This window comes from Fulvimonas soli (genome assembly GCF_003148905.1).
Classification (GTDB): Bacteria; Pseudomonadota; Gammaproteobacteria; order Xanthomonadales; family Rhodanobacteraceae; genus Fulvimonas; species Fulvimonas soli.
Genome location: NZ_QGHC01000001.1, coordinates 24065 through 38187, shown reverse-complemented (window position 1 = coordinate 38187; position 14123 = coordinate 24065). Strand labels below are relative to the sequence as shown.

The 14123-nt window shown below is 72.0% G+C and carries 14 protein-coding genes; 9 read left to right on the top strand and 5 right to left on the bottom strand.

Annotation, left to right across the window (positions count from 1 at the left end; translation table 11 throughout):
- Positions 1-26: 26 nt before the first annotated feature.
- The 5 genes from C7456_RS00190 to C7456_RS00170 all read left to right on the top strand — a co-directional run bounded on the left by C7456_RS00190 (position 27) and on the right by C7456_RS00170 (position 5178).
- Positions 27-731, top strand: coding sequence for an alpha/beta hydrolase family protein (locus C7456_RS00190; RefSeq protein WP_109721766.1), 705 nt, complete (start codon positions 27-29; stop codon positions 729-731).
- Between the two features lie 164 nt (positions 732-895).
- A complete protein-coding gene (locus tag C7456_RS00185) occupies positions 896-1459 on the top strand; it encodes a hypothetical protein (RefSeq protein WP_109721765.1) in 564 nt (187 codons plus the stop codon).
- Positions 1460-2002: 543 nt separating this feature from the next.
- Entirely contained in the window at positions 2003-3832 is a 1830-nt protein-coding gene (gene typA, locus C7456_RS00180) for a translational GTPase TypA (protein ID WP_109721764.1), read from the top strand.
- Between the two features lie 469 nt (positions 3833-4301).
- The gene (locus C7456_RS00175; protein WP_211306183.1) at positions 4302-4700 is read left to right on the top strand and encodes an ArsR/SmtB family transcription factor; all 399 of its coding nucleotides are present in this window, start codon (positions 4302-4304) and stop codon (positions 4698-4700) included.
- Between the two features lie 10 nt (positions 4701-4710).
- Positions 4711-5178: an SRPBCC family protein gene (locus C7456_RS00170; protein WP_211306181.1), complete on the top strand. Its 468-nt coding sequence runs from the start codon at positions 4711-4713 to the stop codon at positions 5176-5178.
- A 133-nt stretch (positions 5179-5311) separates the two neighbouring features.
- Here the strand turns inward: C7456_RS00170 and C7456_RS00165 are convergent, their stop codons facing one another.
- Positions 5312-6295: an NAD-dependent epimerase/dehydratase family protein gene (locus C7456_RS00165; protein ID WP_170120134.1), complete on the bottom strand. Its 984-nt coding sequence runs from the start codon at positions 6293-6295 to the stop codon at positions 5312-5314.
- A complete protein-coding gene (locus C7456_RS00160) occupies positions 6292-6912 on the bottom strand; it encodes a class I SAM-dependent DNA methyltransferase (protein ID WP_109721760.1) in 621 nt (206 codons plus the stop codon). Before C7456_RS00160 ends, C7456_RS00165 begins: the two co-directional genes overlap by 4 nt.
- Positions 6913-7023: 111 nt before the next feature.
- Between C7456_RS00160 and C7456_RS00155 the strand changes: the two genes are divergently transcribed.
- The 4 genes from C7456_RS00155 (at position 7024) to C7456_RS00140 (ending at position 11722) form a co-directional block, all read left to right on the top strand.
- Positions 7024-7311, top strand: a complete 288-nt coding sequence (locus C7456_RS00155) for a hypothetical protein (RefSeq protein ID WP_109721759.1) — start codon at positions 7024-7026, stop codon at positions 7309-7311.
- Positions 7312-7426: 115 nt separating this feature from the next.
- On the top strand, positions 7427-8959 hold the full coding sequence (locus tag C7456_RS00150; RefSeq protein WP_109721758.1) for a DUF1800 domain-containing protein: 1533 nt from the start codon (positions 7427-7429) through the stop codon (positions 8957-8959).
- 12 nt (positions 8960-8971) lie between these two features.
- Entirely contained in the window at positions 8972-10180 is a 1209-nt protein-coding gene (locus C7456_RS00145) for a DUF1501 domain-containing protein (protein WP_109721757.1), read from the top strand.
- A gap of 12 nt (positions 10181-10192) precedes the next feature.
- Complete coding sequence (locus C7456_RS00140) at positions 10193-11722, top strand: DUF1800 domain-containing protein (protein WP_211306179.1); 1530 nt, start codon at positions 10193-10195, stop codon at positions 11720-11722.
- A 258-nt stretch (positions 11723-11980) separates the two neighbouring features.
- Here C7456_RS00140 and C7456_RS00135 read toward each other — a convergent pair whose 3' ends face one another.
- From C7456_RS00135 to C7456_RS00125, 3 genes are read right to left on the bottom strand one after another with little or no spacing between them, the layout of a single operon-like run.
- Positions 11981-12424 (bottom strand): DUF1579 family protein, encoded by a 444-nt coding sequence (locus tag C7456_RS00135; RefSeq protein ID WP_109721755.1) that lies wholly within the window; start codon positions 12422-12424, stop codon positions 11981-11983.
- Between the two features lie 54 nt (positions 12425-12478).
- Positions 12479-13402, bottom strand: a complete 924-nt coding sequence (locus C7456_RS00130) for a sensor domain-containing protein (protein WP_109721754.1) — start codon at positions 13400-13402, stop codon at positions 12479-12481.
- On the bottom strand, positions 13399-13764 hold the full coding sequence (locus C7456_RS00125) for a PadR family transcriptional regulator (protein ID WP_109721753.1): 366 nt from the start codon (positions 13762-13764) through the stop codon (positions 13399-13401). The genes C7456_RS00130 and C7456_RS00125 overlap by 4 nt, the downstream gene beginning before the upstream one ends.
- Between the last annotated feature and the right edge of the window lie 359 nt (positions 13765-14123).

Here is a 14123-nt window from a genome sequence, read left to right as displayed (position 1 = left end):
GCAACGCGAAACGAGGAGGAACGTCCATGTCCGTCAAGCAACGCATCATCGGCCTGCTGGCCGTGCTGCTGCTCGCGCCGGTGTTCGGCCTGCACGCCGCCTGCGTCAACACGGTGGTGCTGGTCCACGGCAACACCGGCAGCCCGAGCGATTTCCAGAACACCGTCGACCTCCTGCGCCAGCACGGCTACGCCAGCGCGCAGATCGTCGCGCCGTCCTGGGGCAACCCGCTGTGCGCCGCCTGCAACGACCACAACGGCAGCGAGGAGACGCCGGTGAAGAACGCCATCAGCAACGCGCTGGCCGGCTCGTGCAGCGGCCACATCGACGTGATCGGCCACTCGATGGGCGTGACCCTGGCGATGCGCGAGATCGACAAGCTCGGCGTGGCGAACCGGGTGGACCACTTCATCGGCATCGCCGGCGCGGTGCACGGGCTGTGGTCGTGCGGCACCTATCCGTTCAACGTCGCCACCACCACCTGCGGCTACTACGGCCTGTCGGTGCACAGCCCGTTCCTCGGCGGCATCGCCGGGCACCGCTTCGGCGTGCACATGTACTCGATCAAGTCGTGGATCGACGAGATCAACTGCTACGGCGGCGTGTGCGTGGTGGACGGCGTGCACACCTCCACCATTCCCGGCGAGGACGCCAGCTACGACTACCCCTACGGCCACTACCAGCTGCTCTGGTACACCGCGCAGGCGCAGTACGACCTGCTGCACGGCTGAAGACCCGTGCGCGCGGTGCCCGCCGCGGCGGGCATCGCGCGCGGCCGCTTGCTAAGCTTCGCGGCGCAGCGTCAGGGACGGCGCCCACGGAGCTGGCGTCCCGCGCGCGTCCACCAGGGGAATCCCGGGGAAGGAACACTTCGCGCCGCCTCCTCGCGGCCGCCGTGCTGGCGGCCGGCCTCGCCGTCACCGCCTGCCACCGCGAATCCGCGCCCACCGTCGATGCCGCCGCGCGGCAGCGCGCGCAGGACGAGCTCGCCCAGCCGGCCTGGCTGCGCGGGCACCTGCCCGCCGCCACCGTGGCCTACCTGCGCCTGCCTTCGCCGTGGGGCGTGCTGGGCGCCGTGCCCGGCGGCCGCCCGCTCGATCCCGCGCTGGCCGGCGCGCAGCACCTCAAGGCCGTGGCGCAGATCCGCGAGGCGCTGGGCAAGGACGAGCTGCTGGCCGACGCCGGCGTCGCGTCCTGGCTGCTGCCGCTGCTGGACGACCTGCGCTCGCCGGTGGAGCTGGCGCTGGTCGACCCGCTCGGCACGCCCTCGCCCGGCAGCCAGGCGCTGCTCACGCTGCGCCTGAAGCAGGACGGCCTTGCCGCCTTCAACGCCCGCTTCGGCGGCGGCGACACGATGTCGCGGCTGGCCGCGCCGCTGGACGCGCACGGCGACGGCCGGCTCGCCAACGGCCTGCCGCTGCACTTCGACGCGGCCAGCCGCGCTTGCCGCACCCCTTGAGCGCCTGTTCACGGTCCCTTCCCGTGCCCCGCGCCGGGAGCCGTTTGCGCACGGGCCAAGGGAGGGCGCAGGTACGCGGGGAGACACCATGGATCGCGCCGGCTTCGGGGAGCGGGTAATGGGCGCCGGTCCGCAACGGCGCGGCATCGCGGGCGTGGGCCTGGGCATCGCGGCCGGAGGCCGCTCCCGCAAGGCTGGCGAGGTCCCTGTGGGAGCGGCCTCCGGCCGCGATCAACCCGACGCGAGGCCGCCCACGGCCTCGATGCCATGCCCGTCACGGTCATGTCCCGGCGCCGGGAAAGCGAGCGTGGCCTCGCCCGGCCGGAGCCCCACGCCTGCGGTTCATCCGGCGAGCCTTCCCGGCACGCTTCCCCGGAAGATTCTGGACAGGCTCCCGCGCCCGGGCGCCCGCCGGGCCCGTCTTCCCGCGGAACGGCCGCCGCCCGGCGCGGGCAAGTTGCCGCGCGACCCCGTATAATCGCCCGGTTTATCCCCTCGAACATTCGCGTGGCGGCAGCTTCCGCGCCGCCCGGGCCTTTCGTCATGTCCATCGAAAAACTGCGCAACATCGCCATCGTCGCCCACGTCGACCACGGCAAGACCACCCTCGTCGACCAGCTGCTGAAGCAGTCCGGCACGCTCAGCGAGCGCACCGTGCTGGCCGAGCGGGTGATGGACAGCAACGACCAGGAGAAGGAGCGCGGCATCACCATCCTGGCCAAGAACACCGCGATCACCTGGCAGGGCAACCGCATCAACATCGTCGACACCCCCGGCCACGCCGACTTCGGCGGCGAGGTGGAGCGCGTGCTGTCGATGGTGGACTCGGTGCTGCTGCTGGTCGACGCGATGGACGGCCCGATGCCGCAGACCCGCTTCGTCACCCAGAAGGCCTTCGCGATGGGCTTCAAGCCGATCGTGGTGGTGAACAAGATCGACCGCCCCGGCGCGCGCCCGGACTGGGTGGTGGAGCAGGTGTGGGACCTGTTCGACCGCCTCGGCGCCACCGCCGAGCAGATGGAGTTCCCGGTGGTGTACGCCTCGGCGCTGAACGGCTACGCCAGCCTCGACCCGGAGGCCCGCTCGGGCGACATGACGCCGCTGTACGAGGCGATCATGCGGCACGTGCCGCCGCCGCAGGTGGACCTGGACGGCCCGTTCCAGATGCGCATCAGCCAGCTCGACTACAACAGCTACGTGGGCCTGATCGGCATCGGCCGCATCCAGCGCGGCCGGGTGCGCACCAACATGCCGGTGGCGATCGTCGACCGCGAGGGCAGGAAGCGCAGCGGCAAGGTGCTGCAGGTGCTCGGCTTCCTCGGCCTGGAGCGGCTGGAGGTGCCCGAGGCGCAGGCCGGCGACATCGTGGCGATCTCCGGCATCGAGGCGCTGAGCATCTCCGACACCCTCACCGACCCGGCCGCGCCCGAGGCGCTGCCCGCGCTGACCGTGGACGAGCCGACCATCTCGATGACCTTCCAGGTCAACAACTCGCCGTTCGCCGGCCACAAGGACTTCTCCGGCGGCAAGTTCATCACCAGCCGCCAGCTGCGCGACCGCCTGATGCGCGAGACGCTGCACAACGTGGCGCTGCGCGTGGAGGACACCGAGGACCCGGACAAGCTCAAGGTCTCCGGCCGCGGCGAGCTGCACCTGTCGGTGCTGATCGAGAACATGCGCCGCGAGGGCTACGAGCTGGCGGTGTCGCGCCCCGAGGTGATCATCAAGGAGATCGACGGCGTGCTGTCCGAGCCGATCGAGCAGCTGGTGGTGGACGTGGAGGAGCAGCACCAGGGCGGCGTGATGGAGCGCCTGGGCATGCGCCGCGGCCAGCTCAAGAACATGGAGCCGGACGGCAAGGGCCGCGTGCGCCTGGAATACCTGATCCCGGCGCGCGGCCTGATCGGCTTCCAGACCGAGTTCAAGACGCTGACCCAGGGCTCGGGCCTGCTGTTCCACGTGTTCGACCACTACGGCCCGAAGAGCGAGGGCGCGATCGCCAAGCGGCCCAACGGCGTGATGATCTCCAACGGCACCGGCAAGGCGCCGGGCTACGCGCTGTTCGGCCTGCAGGAGCGCGGGCGCCTGCTGATCAACGCCGGCGAGGACATCTACGAGGGCCAGCTGGTCGGCATCCACGCCAAGGACAACGACCTCACCGTCAACGCCCTGCGCGAGAAGCAGCTCACCAACATCCGCGCGGCCGGCAAGGACGACGCGATCATCCTCACCCCGCCGATCAAGATGTCGCTGGAGCAGGCGCTGGAGTTCATCGAGGACGACGAGCTGGTCGAGGTGACGCCCAAGGCGATCCGCCTGCGCAAGAAGCACCTCACCGAGAACGACCGCAAGCGCGCCTCGCGCGCGGGCTGAGCGCGCCGCGGGGCCGCGGCACGCCCGGCCGCCCGGCCCGGCGGTCCCGGCGTGCGCCGGTCCCGCCCCGTCATTCCGGCGCAGGCCGGAATCCAGTCCGGATACGTCGTGCGCAGCACGCAAAGCCTTTCCGGCCGCGGCGCTCACCCGGCTGGATTCCGGCCTGTGCCGGAATGGCGGCAAGGGTGCCCGGTGCCATGGGTTGGAAAACGCATCTCCGGTCCATCACGCCATCGGGCAGCAAGTGCCCAAGGCAGGCCGTGGGTGGCCTTGCGGGGATCTTCCGCCGGATCATGCAGCTGGAGACCGGGCATTGATCTCCAGCCAGCCGACCATCCGGCCGCAGGTCGCTTGTCGCCCCTGAGCAGCCGTCCGGCGCCCACAAAGGGCTGCCCACACCCGGCATGCGCGGTTTGGGTTCGGCGCGGCGGAGGAGCCACGTGCGATCTGCGCCCGCGGGGTCATCCGCTTGCAAATCGCCCATGCGCGCCTTACAGTGAACCATATGGTTCACTATCAAGCCCGCCTCGACACGACGTTCGCCGCGCTCTCCGACGTCACCCGGCGCGGCGTGCTGGAGCAGCTCGCGGGTTCGGACGCCTCGATCACCGACCTTGCCCAGAGGTTTCGCATGACCCTCACGGGCATGAAGAAGCACGTCGGCGTCCTGGAGCGGGCGGGGCTGGTGACCACGGAGAAGGTCGGGCGCGTGCGAACCTGCAAGCTCGGACCGCGCCGGCTGGAAGAAGAGGCCGCCTGGATCGAGCGGCACCGCCAGCTCTGGAGCGCGCGTTTCGACGCGCTGGACGAGATTGTCGAGGACCTGAAGCGCAAGGAGAAGGCCAATGCCAGAAGCAAAAGAAGGTAGTTCCGCCGCCGTGAACCGCACCGCTGTGGAGCGCAGGTCCGACCGCGAACTCGTCGTGACGCGAACGTTCGATGCCCCGGCGCACCTCGTCTTCGAGGCGTGGAGCAAAGCCGAACTGTTCCAGCGTTGGTGGGTTCCGGAGTCGGCGGGCCTGGCGCTGCTTTCGTGCGACATGGATGTGCGCACCGGGGGCACGTATCGCCTCGTGTTCCGCCACCCGATGTCCGATCAGCCGATGGCGTTCTTCGGCACTTACCGGGAAGTGACGCCGAACGAGCGCATCGTGTGGACGAACGAAGAGAGCGACGAGGGCGCCGTGACCACGGTGACGTTCGAGGAAAATGCCGGCAAGACGCTGGTCACCCTGCACGAACTCTACCCCACGAAAGCGGCCCTCGACGAAGCCCTCGCCGGTTCGGCGGAAGCCCTGCCCGAGCAATTCGCGCAGCTGGATGAGTTGCTCGCGGGCGGATCGTGACCGCACCGTGGCCAACGGCGCATGGAAGGGATGGATTGGGGTTGGCTTCGTAGTTCGGCCACTTGCCACCAAATGGCGGCTTTTTTCCATTGCGCCGACATCGACCCGGCGCGCAAGGCCGGAAGCCGCCCGCTCAGCGCGCCGCGCCGCCGATCATGCCTTCCCGCCGCATCCACTCCAGCGTGTCGGCCAGCAGCGCGTCGAGCGGCGTTTCCACGTAGCCCAGCTCCTGCCGCGCGCGGCTGGAATCCACCTGCAGCACGTGCGAGGTCAGCGCCGCGCCCTCCGGCGTCACTTCCGGCTCGCGCCCGCCGAGGCGCGACCAGGCGCCGAGCGCCCGCGCGCAGGCCATCAGCGCCCACGCCGGCGTGGCGCCGCGCGGCGTGCGGCGGCCCAGCGCCGCGCCCACGCGGTGCACGAAATCCACGAAGCTGGCCTGCTCGCCGCCGAGCAGGTAGGCGCGGCCGAAGCGCCGCAGCTCCCAGGCGCGCACCTGCGCGCGGGCGATCTCGCGCACGTCGGCGAAGGTCCCGGTGCCGGGCGGGATGCCGGGCAGCCGGCCGCGGTCCACCAGCACGATCAGGCGCGCCCAGTTGCGGCGGTCGCCCGGCCCCAGGATGTGCGCCGGGTTGAACACGATCCACGGCAGGGCGCTGCCGCGCACCGCCTGCTCGCCGAGGAACTTGCTGCGCTCGTAGCCGATCCAGCTCTCGCCGCCGCGCTGCGGCGTGTCCTCGCGCAGCACGCCGTGCACCAGGTGCGAGTAGGCCGTCACCGACGAGGTGTGCATGAAGGCGCGCACGCCGGCCGCCTCCGCCGCCTGCAGCAGGTGCCGGGTGCCCTCGACGTTGGTGGCGAACTGCGCCGCCGCCCCGCCGCGCCACAGGCTGGTGTCGGCGGCGGCGTGGAACACCGCCTCGCAGCCGGCCAGCGCCCGCCGCAGCGAGGCCGGGTCCGACAGCGCGGCGCGCACCGGCTCGCCGCCGGCGGCGGCGATCGCGGCGTCCGTCCCGTCCCGGCGCGACAGCGCCCGCACCGCGTGCCCGGCTGCGCGCAGCTCGCGCAGCAGGTGCCCGCCGAGGAAGCCGCTCGCCCCGGTGAGGAAGACCGTGCTCACCGCGCCGTCCCCGCCGGCAGCCGCGCCAGCTCCAGCGCGGCGATGCGCCGTCCCAGCCGCGGCGCGAGGTAGCAGTGCGAGCCGCAGGGCAGCAGCCCCGCATCGGCGAACGCGCGCAGGTACCACTCCGGCGCGCGCGCGTGGAAGCCCTCCAGGTCGCCGTCCACGCCGTCGCGGCTGGTGAACACTTCCAGGAAGGCTACGCCCTCGGCCATCCCGGCGATGCCGGCCAGCCCGGCGCGGATCTCGGCCGGCTTGAGGTAGTGCAGCACGTCGCTGCACACGATCAGGTCGAAGCGCGTGTCGAAGCGCAGGTGCTCGAGCTGGCCGAAGCGCGCCAGGCCGATGTTGCGGCTGCGGCCGTAGCGCGCCACCACGTACTGGCTGGCGTCCAGGCCGCGGTAGTCCACGCCCGGCCGCAGCGCGCGCAGCGGCGCGCGCCACGGCGCCTCGCCGCAGCCCACGTCGAGCACGTTGCGCAGCGGCCGGCCGAGGTAGTACTCGGCCTGCGCCACCGCCAGCGCCACCTTGCGCCGCAGCGCGGCCGGCGCGCCGACCGCGTGCGCCGGGTCGCGGTACCACTTGTCGAAATAGGCCTGGTCGTAGGTCTTGGGCATGTCTGCTGGGCTCCGCTCCGTCGCGCATGGTAACCGCGGCGCGGCATCACTTCCCGGCGACGCCGCGCGCGCCAGCATGGCGCCGCGAAAGCGCTGCACAGGAAACCCGCCATGCCCATGATCCGCATCCGCCTGGTCGGCAGCCGCGACGACGCCGACGCGCTGATCACCGCCCTGCACGGCATCGACGGCATCGAGCACGTCGAGGAAGTGGACGAGCCGATGGACGCCGTGCGGGACGACTCCAGCTCCAACGCGCTGGTCGACGACAGCGAGGGCCACCTCTACCGCATCGAGGTGCTGGCCCCCGACCGCCTGCACGCGGAGGCCGTGGAGGCGGTGGCGGAGATCCAGGCCGGGCAGCGCGGCTACGCGCTGGAGTTCGTCGACGAATTCTGAAGACGTGCCGGCGCGCACACTTTGCTGAACCGTTCCCGGCCCGTCCCGCGCCGGATGTGCACCGCCGCCGCGCGGCGGCGTTGTCAGGACGGGTTCCCGTCGGAAAAACGGCCGCATGCGTCCCTCGCCCTCCTCCGTCCGCCGTGGCCGCGCCGTCCTGTTCGCGGCCGCTCTCGTCCTCGCCGCCGGCCTCGTCCAGGCCACACCCGGGGCCACGCTCACGCGCAAGGACGTGACCTGGCTGCGCCGCGCCGGCTTCGGCATCGACAGCGCCGTGCTGGCGCGCTACCAGGCGCTGGGCCGCGCGCGCTACCTGGACGAGCTGCTCGCCGGCGGCGACGACACGCTGCCTCCCGCGATCCAGGCGACGATCGACAGCTACCCCGCGGTGAGCACGCCGCCCGCGGAGCTGCTCGCGCAGTACCGCGGGCGCCAGCGGCAGCTCAAGGCGATGCCCGACGGCGACGCCAAGCTGGCCGCGAAGAAGGCCCTGCAGCGGGACGGCCGCGAGCTGGTCAAGCAGGCGCAGCAGGCCGAGCTGCTGCGCGCGGTGTACGGCGGCAATCCGCTGAAGGAGCAGATGGTGTGGTTCTGGCTGAACCACTTCAGCGTCTACGGCGCCAAGGGCCGCGTGCGGCTGCTCGCCGCCGACTACGAGGAGCGGGTGATCCGCCCGCACGCGCTGGGCAGGTTCCGCGACCTGGTGATGGCCACGCTGAAGAGCCCGGCGATGCTGGAGTACCTGGACAACGACAAGAACGCCGCCGGCAAGGTCAACGAGAACTACGCGCGCGAGCTGATGGAGCTGCACACGCTGGGCGTGGACGCCGGCTACACCCAGCAGGACGTGCAGCAGCTGGCGCTGATCCTCACCGGCGCCGGCATCGCGCCGCCCGCGCCGGACGGGCGGCCGGACGCGCGCCGCCGGCCGGCCGGCGCGGTGCGCGAGGGCCTGTTCCTGTTCAACCCGCGCCGCCACGACTTCAGCGACAAGACCCTGCTCGGCCGGCGCATCCGCGGCAGCGGCCATGCCGAGATCGAGCAGGCGGTGGACCTGCTGACGCGGCAGCCCGCCTGCGCACGCTTCGTCTCGCGCCAGCTGGCCGAGTACTTCCTCGCCGACCGGCCGCCGCCCGCGCTGGTCGACGCGATGGCGCGCACCTTCCAGCAAAGCGACGGCGACATTGCCCGGGTGCTGCGCACGCTGCTGGCCTCGCCCGAGTTCGCCGCCACCGGCACGCGCAAGTTCGCCGACCCGATGCGCTTCCTCGCCGCCGCCATGCGCCTGTCGCTGGACGGCCGCCCGGTCGCCGACGCCGCGCCGCTGGCGAACTGGATGGCGCAGCTGGGCGAGCCGCCGTTCGGCCGCATCACCCCCGACGGCTGGCCGCTGGACGGCGCGAGCTGGTCCGGCTCCGGCCAGATGGCCAGGCGCTTCGACGTCGCCGCCGCGATCGGCAGCGGCCGCAACCGCCTGTTCGTCGCCGACGGCGCGCCGCGCACGCCGCCTGCGCTGGACTCGCCGCTGTTCCGCCGCACCCTCGCGCCCTGGCTCTCGCCGGCCACGCGCGCGGCACTGGCCAAGGCCGGCACGGCGCAGGAATGGAACACCTATCTGCTCGCCTCGCCCGACTTCAACTACCTGTAGGAGCGCCTCGCCATGAACCGTCGCCAGTTCCTGCGCAACGCCGCCCTCGCGGCGGCTGCCCTGCCGACGCTGTCGTTCTCCTCGCGGCTGTTCGCCGCGCCGGCCGGCTCGCCGCGCCTGCTGTTCGTGTTCCTGCGCGGCGGCTACGACTGCAACAACCTGCTGGTGCCCTACGCCAGCGGCTTCTACTACGAGGCCCGGCCCACCCTCGCCATCGCCCGGCCCGACCCGAACGACGCCAACAGCGCGATCGCGCTGGACGCGCACTGGGGGCTCAACCCGGCGCTGCGCGACTCGATCCACCCGCTGTGGCAGAAGAAGCAGGTCGCCTTCGTCCCGTTCGCGGGCACCGACGACCTCTCGCGCAGCCACTTCGAGACGCAGGACAACATCGAGCGCGGCCAGCCCGGCCAGGCCGGCGACTACCGCTCCGGCTTCCTGGCCCGGCTCTCCACCGTGCTCACCGGCGTGCCCGCCATCGCCTTCACCAACAACCTGCCGCTGAGCTTCCAGGGCAGCCCGCGCGACGTGCCCAACATCTCGCTGAAGGGCGATCCCAAGGCGCGCTTCGACGAGCGGCAGTCGGCGATCCTCGCCGGCATGTACCGCGGCACGCCGCTGGCCGACGCCGCCAGCGACGGCCTGGCGCTGCGCCGCTCGGTGTCGATGGACCTGCAGAACCTGGAGGAGGAGATGGTGCGCGCCAGCCGCGGCGCGCCCAGCGCCAGCAGCTTCGCCACCGAGACGCGCCGCATCGCCGCGCTGATGCGCGACCGCTACCGCCTGGGCTTCGTCGACGTCGGCGGCTGGGACACCCACGTCAACCAGGGCGGCGCGGTCGGCCAGCTCTCCAGCAACCTGCGCAACCTGGGCGACGGCCTGGCCGCCTACGCCGACGCGCTGGGCGAGGCCTGGAACGACACCGTGGTGGTGGTGGTCTCCGAGTTCGGCCGCACCTTCCGCGAGAACGGCGACAGGGGCACCGACCACGGCCACGGCACCGTGCACTGGGTGCTGGGCGGGCGGATCAACGGCGGCCGCGTCGCCGGCGAGCAGGTGGCGGTGGCGCAGCCCAGCCTGCTGCAGGACCGCGACTACCCGGTGCTCAACAACTACCGCGACGTCTACGCCGGGCTGTTCGGCCGCCTGTGGGGTCTCGGCCGCGACCAGCTGCAGACCGTCTTCCCGCAGGCCAGGCCGCGCGACCTGCAACTGGCCTGAGACGGGATGGCCATGCGCTCCGTCCCGTCGATGCGCCGGCGCCTGGTCGCCCTGCTGCTGCCGTGGCCGCTGCTGGCCGCGGCGCACGGGGACGCGCCGCTGCAGCGCGACGACGTCGCCTGGCTGTGCCGCGACGGCTTCGGCCTGGACTCGGCCCTGGTCGCCGGCTACCGCCAGCTCGGCCGCAACCGGCTGCTCGACGCGCAGCTGACCGACCGCGTGCCCGGCCGGCTGCCGCCCGCCGTCGCCGCGCTGATCGCAGGCTACCCCGCGCTGCGCACGCCGCCGGACCAGCTGCTCGCGCAATGGAACCAGGCGCAGGAGCGCATCAAGGCGATGCCCGAGGGCGACGCCAAGGTGGCCGCGCGCAACGACCTGCAAAAGCAGGGCAACCAGCTCGCCCAGCAGGCGCAGCAGGCCGAGCTGCTGCAGGCGGTGTACGGCCCCAACCAGCTCAAGGAACAGATGGTGTGGTTCTGGCTCAACCACTTCAGCGTGTACGCGCCCAAGGGCCGCCTGCGCTGGGAGGTGGCGGACTACGAGGAGCACGCGATCCGCCCGCACGCGCTGGGCAGGTTCCGCGACCTGGTGATGGCCACGCTGAAGAGCCCGGCGATGCTGGAGTACCTGGACAACGCGCAGAACGCCAAGGGCCACGTCAACGAGAACTACGCGCGCGAGCTGATGGAACTGCACACGCTGGGCGTGGACGCCGGCTACACCCAGCAGGACGTGCAGCAGCTGGCGCTGATCCTCACCGGCGCCGGCATCGCGCCGGTCGACGGCAGGGTCGAGCGCTTCAACCCGAAGATGGCGCCGTTGGTGGTGCGCGACGGGCTGTTCGAGTTCAACCCCAACCGCCACGACTTCGGCGACAAGGTGCTGCTCGGCCAGGCGATCAAGGGCAGCGGCTTCGACGAGGTGCGGCAGGCGGTGGACCTGATCGTGCGCCAGCCGGCCTGCGCCCGGTTCATCTCGCGCAAGCTGGCCGGGTACTTCGTCGCCGACCAGCCGCCGCCCGCGCTGGTCGAGCGCATGGCGCGCACTTTCCAGCGCAGCGACGGCGACATCGCCAAGGTGCTGCGCACGATGTTCACGTCGAAGGAACTGCTCGCCGCCGGCGCTCCCAAGTTCAAGGACCCGACCCAGTTCGTGGTCTCGGCGATGCGCCTGGCCTACGACGGCCGGCCGGTCGCCAACGCGCTGCCGCTGGTCAACTGGCTCAACCTGCTGGGCGAGCCGCCATACGGGCGGATCACCCCGGACGGCTGGCCGCTGGACGGGGCGAGCTGGTCCAGCTCGGGGCAGATGGAGACGCGCTTCGAGGTCGCCCGCGCGATCGGCTACGGCAGCGCCCAGCTGTTCACGCCGGAAGGCGCCGCGCAGCCGTCGCCGGGCTTCCCGCTGCTGACCACGCGGCTGTACTACGACGCGGTCGAGCCCTACCTCTCCGCCGCCACCCGCGCGGGGCTGGCACAGGCGCGCTCGCAGCAGGAGTGGAACGCCCTGCTGCTGTCCTCGCCCGACTTCGGCTACCGCTAGCCTCCTGCGGCTTGGATGCCATGTGCGGGAACGCCCCCACGCTCGTCGTTCCGGCGCAAGCCGGAATCCAGTGAAACCGCGTTGTGCGAAGCACGCAAAGCCGGATCTGGAGTGCTTCGCACGAAGTACCCGACTGGATTCCGGCTTGCGCCGGGATGACGATGACGGGGCAACGCGAACGGATGCGTTTGGCCGCACGGATGCGTTGCAGATCCCAAACGTGCGGACGGACGGCCTGTCAGTTGCCGGGCACGGGACTCAATCCCGCACGCGGCGGTATTCGGCCTGCAACACCGGCTCCCATGACGCGCCGCCGTCGAACGAGCTTTCCAGCGTGAGGCCCAGGCGATCCTCGCCGAGCGGCGTGTAGACGTGGCGGGTCTGGCCGCGCGGGGAGCGGCGCACGAACACCAGGCTGCGCCCGTCCCAGCGGCCCGCGGCCGGCTCGTGCGGCACGAAGCCGTAGCTGTCGAACCAGTACAGGCCATAGCCGCCGTCGTCGCCGGCCACGAACACCGCGTGCGCCTGCAACGCCGGCCTGCCGTCGCGCTCCTCGCGGTAGTCCTGCACCAGCGCCCGGCCGCCCAGCGCCAGCCGCGCCGCGATGCGCCCCACGGCGCGGCCGCCGGGTCCCCAGCGCGTCGCGGCGATCGCTTCCTCGCCCAGCCAGTCGCCGGCCAGCCTCTGCAGGATGTCGTTCATGGAAACGTCGCGGACGTGGGGGAGCGGAAGCATGGCCCGACCCGCCGCGGCCGTTCAAGCCGCGGCGCGCGGCACCAGCATGTGCTTGGCGATCTGCCCGTGCAGCCGGCCGATGCCGCGCGCCAGGTGCAGCGTGGCGAACAGCAGCACGATGCCGACCGCGCACATCGCGGCCGCGTCGCCCCAGCCCATGGCGTGGGGACCGTAGCCCCAGTCGATGGTGGCGTGGCGGAACACGAACCACGAGTCGAACCTGCCGTGGTCGAAGGCCCAGGCCAGCGGCGCGCCGATCAGCGCCAGCGACACGGCGAGCAGGGTCACGGCCAGCGTGAAATAGGTGATGCCCAGCGGCAGCATCAGCCACATGTAGCAGAGCGTGGTCCAGGTGTGCACGTCGGTGAACATGCGGCCGATCCGCCGCATCAGCGTCAGCCCCTGCGCCGGGTAGATCGGCCGGCGCGGCATGCGCACGCCGAGCATCGCCTCCACGATGCGCCCCTCCACCAGCGACAGCACGCGCACGGTGGCGAAGAACAGCACCGCGAACAGCAGGCCGACGATCAGCACCGACAATCCGGCCGACAGCGCCAGCCCCGTGGTCACCCACACGAAGTAGAAGATGCCGGTGGCCAGCGCCAGCAGCATGTAGAACAGCGCGCCGTAGGTGCGCGGGTCGGCGGCCACGCCGAAGAAACGGCCGGGCAGCGAGCGGCGCCGCGGCGGCGGCGGCGGGCGCAGCGCGCGCTGGATCTTGATCTCCTGGTCGCGGTAGATCTCCGCCACCTCCTCCGGCGCACCGTAGCTGCCCACCACCTTCTGCAGCATCTCGGCCTCGCTGCGGCCTGGCTGCTCGGCCAGCTCGGCGCGCAGGTGCTCCTCGGCGTCGTACAGCGCGTCCTGGACCAGCGCCGGGTCGGCGCCGCGCAGCGCGGCGCGCAGCTGTTCGAGGTATTCGGCGATGGTGCGTGGGGTGTTCATCGCAGCTCTCCCTGTAGGACCTTGTCGACCGAGTCGCGGGTGGCGTTCCAGGCGTCGATCCATTCGCGCAGCACCTCGCGCCCGGGGCGGGTGATGCGGTAGTAGCGGCGCGGCGGCCCGCTGACCGAGGGCTCCACCTCGCTGGCGAGCAGCCCGGCCGCCTCCAGGTTGCGCAGCACCGGGTACAGCGCGCTCTGCTTGCCGGCCAGCGCGCCCTCGCCCAGCTCCTCCAGCCGCTTGGCGATCTGGTAGCCGTAGAGCGGCTGGCGCGACTGCCCCAGCACCGCCAGCAGGACCAGCGAGACGGTGCCGGCGGACAGCTCCTTCTGGAATTTCTTCAGCAGGCTGGCGGTGTCGTCCACGGGCTCACCCGGACGGATTGGGCTGGAGTGAACGATAGTGTGAAGTTAGCAATAGTGCATGGGCTTGAAGTCATGGGGGGAGCGGGCTGGCGGGCCGTGGGCATGGCCTCGGCGGGCATGGCATCGCGGCCGCGGCGGTCTTGCGTCAGGTCGATCGCGGCCGGAGGCCGCTCCCACAAGGCTTGCGAGGCTCCCTGTGGGAGCGGCCTCCGGCCGCGATGCCCGGCCCCTCGCCCCACGCCCGCCATGCCGCGCCATCGCGGGCCGGCCCACTCCTTCGCGCTTCCTCAGCCCGCGCGCAGCCGGCTCCCGGCAGGGCACGGGAAGATCGTGAACGCTCTTGAGCCGCATGCCGCCGC

What these genes read in the sequence shown, in the direction of transcription:
- C7456_RS00150 (WP_109721758.1), top strand. Translation starts at nt 7,427, where the DNA reads ATGCGTCCCTCGCCCTCCTCCGTCCGCCGTGGCCGCGCCGTCCTGTTC.
- C7456_RS00145 (WP_109721757.1), top strand. Translation starts at nt 8,972, where the DNA reads ATGAACCGTCGCCAGTTCCTGCGCAACGCCGCCCTCGCGGCGGCTGCC.
- C7456_RS00140 (WP_211306179.1), top strand. Translation starts at nt 10,193, where the DNA reads ATGCGCTCCGTCCCGTCGATGCGCCGGCGCCTGGTCGCCCTGCTGCTG.
- C7456_RS00190 (WP_109721766.1), top strand. Translation starts at nt 27, where the DNA reads ATGTCCGTCAAGCAACGCATCATCGGCCTGCTGGCCGTGCTGCTGCTC.
- C7456_RS00155 (WP_109721759.1), top strand. Translation starts at nt 7,024, where the DNA reads ATGCCCATGATCCGCATCCGCCTGGTCGGCAGCCGCGACGACGCCGAC.
- typA (WP_109721764.1), top strand. Translation starts at nt 2,003, where the DNA reads ATGTCCATCGAAAAACTGCGCAACATCGCCATCGTCGCCCACGTCGAC.
- C7456_RS00130 (WP_109721754.1), bottom strand. Translation starts at nt 13,402, where the DNA reads ATGAACACCCCACGCACCATCGCCGAATACCTCGAACAGCTGCGCGCC.
- C7456_RS00135 (WP_109721755.1), bottom strand. Translation starts at nt 12,424, where the DNA reads ATGAACGACATCCTGCAGAGGCTGGCCGGCGACTGGCTGGGCGAGGAA.
- C7456_RS00160 (WP_109721760.1), bottom strand. Translation starts at nt 6,912, where the DNA reads ATGCCCAAGACCTACGACCAGGCCTATTTCGACAAGTGGTACCGCGAC.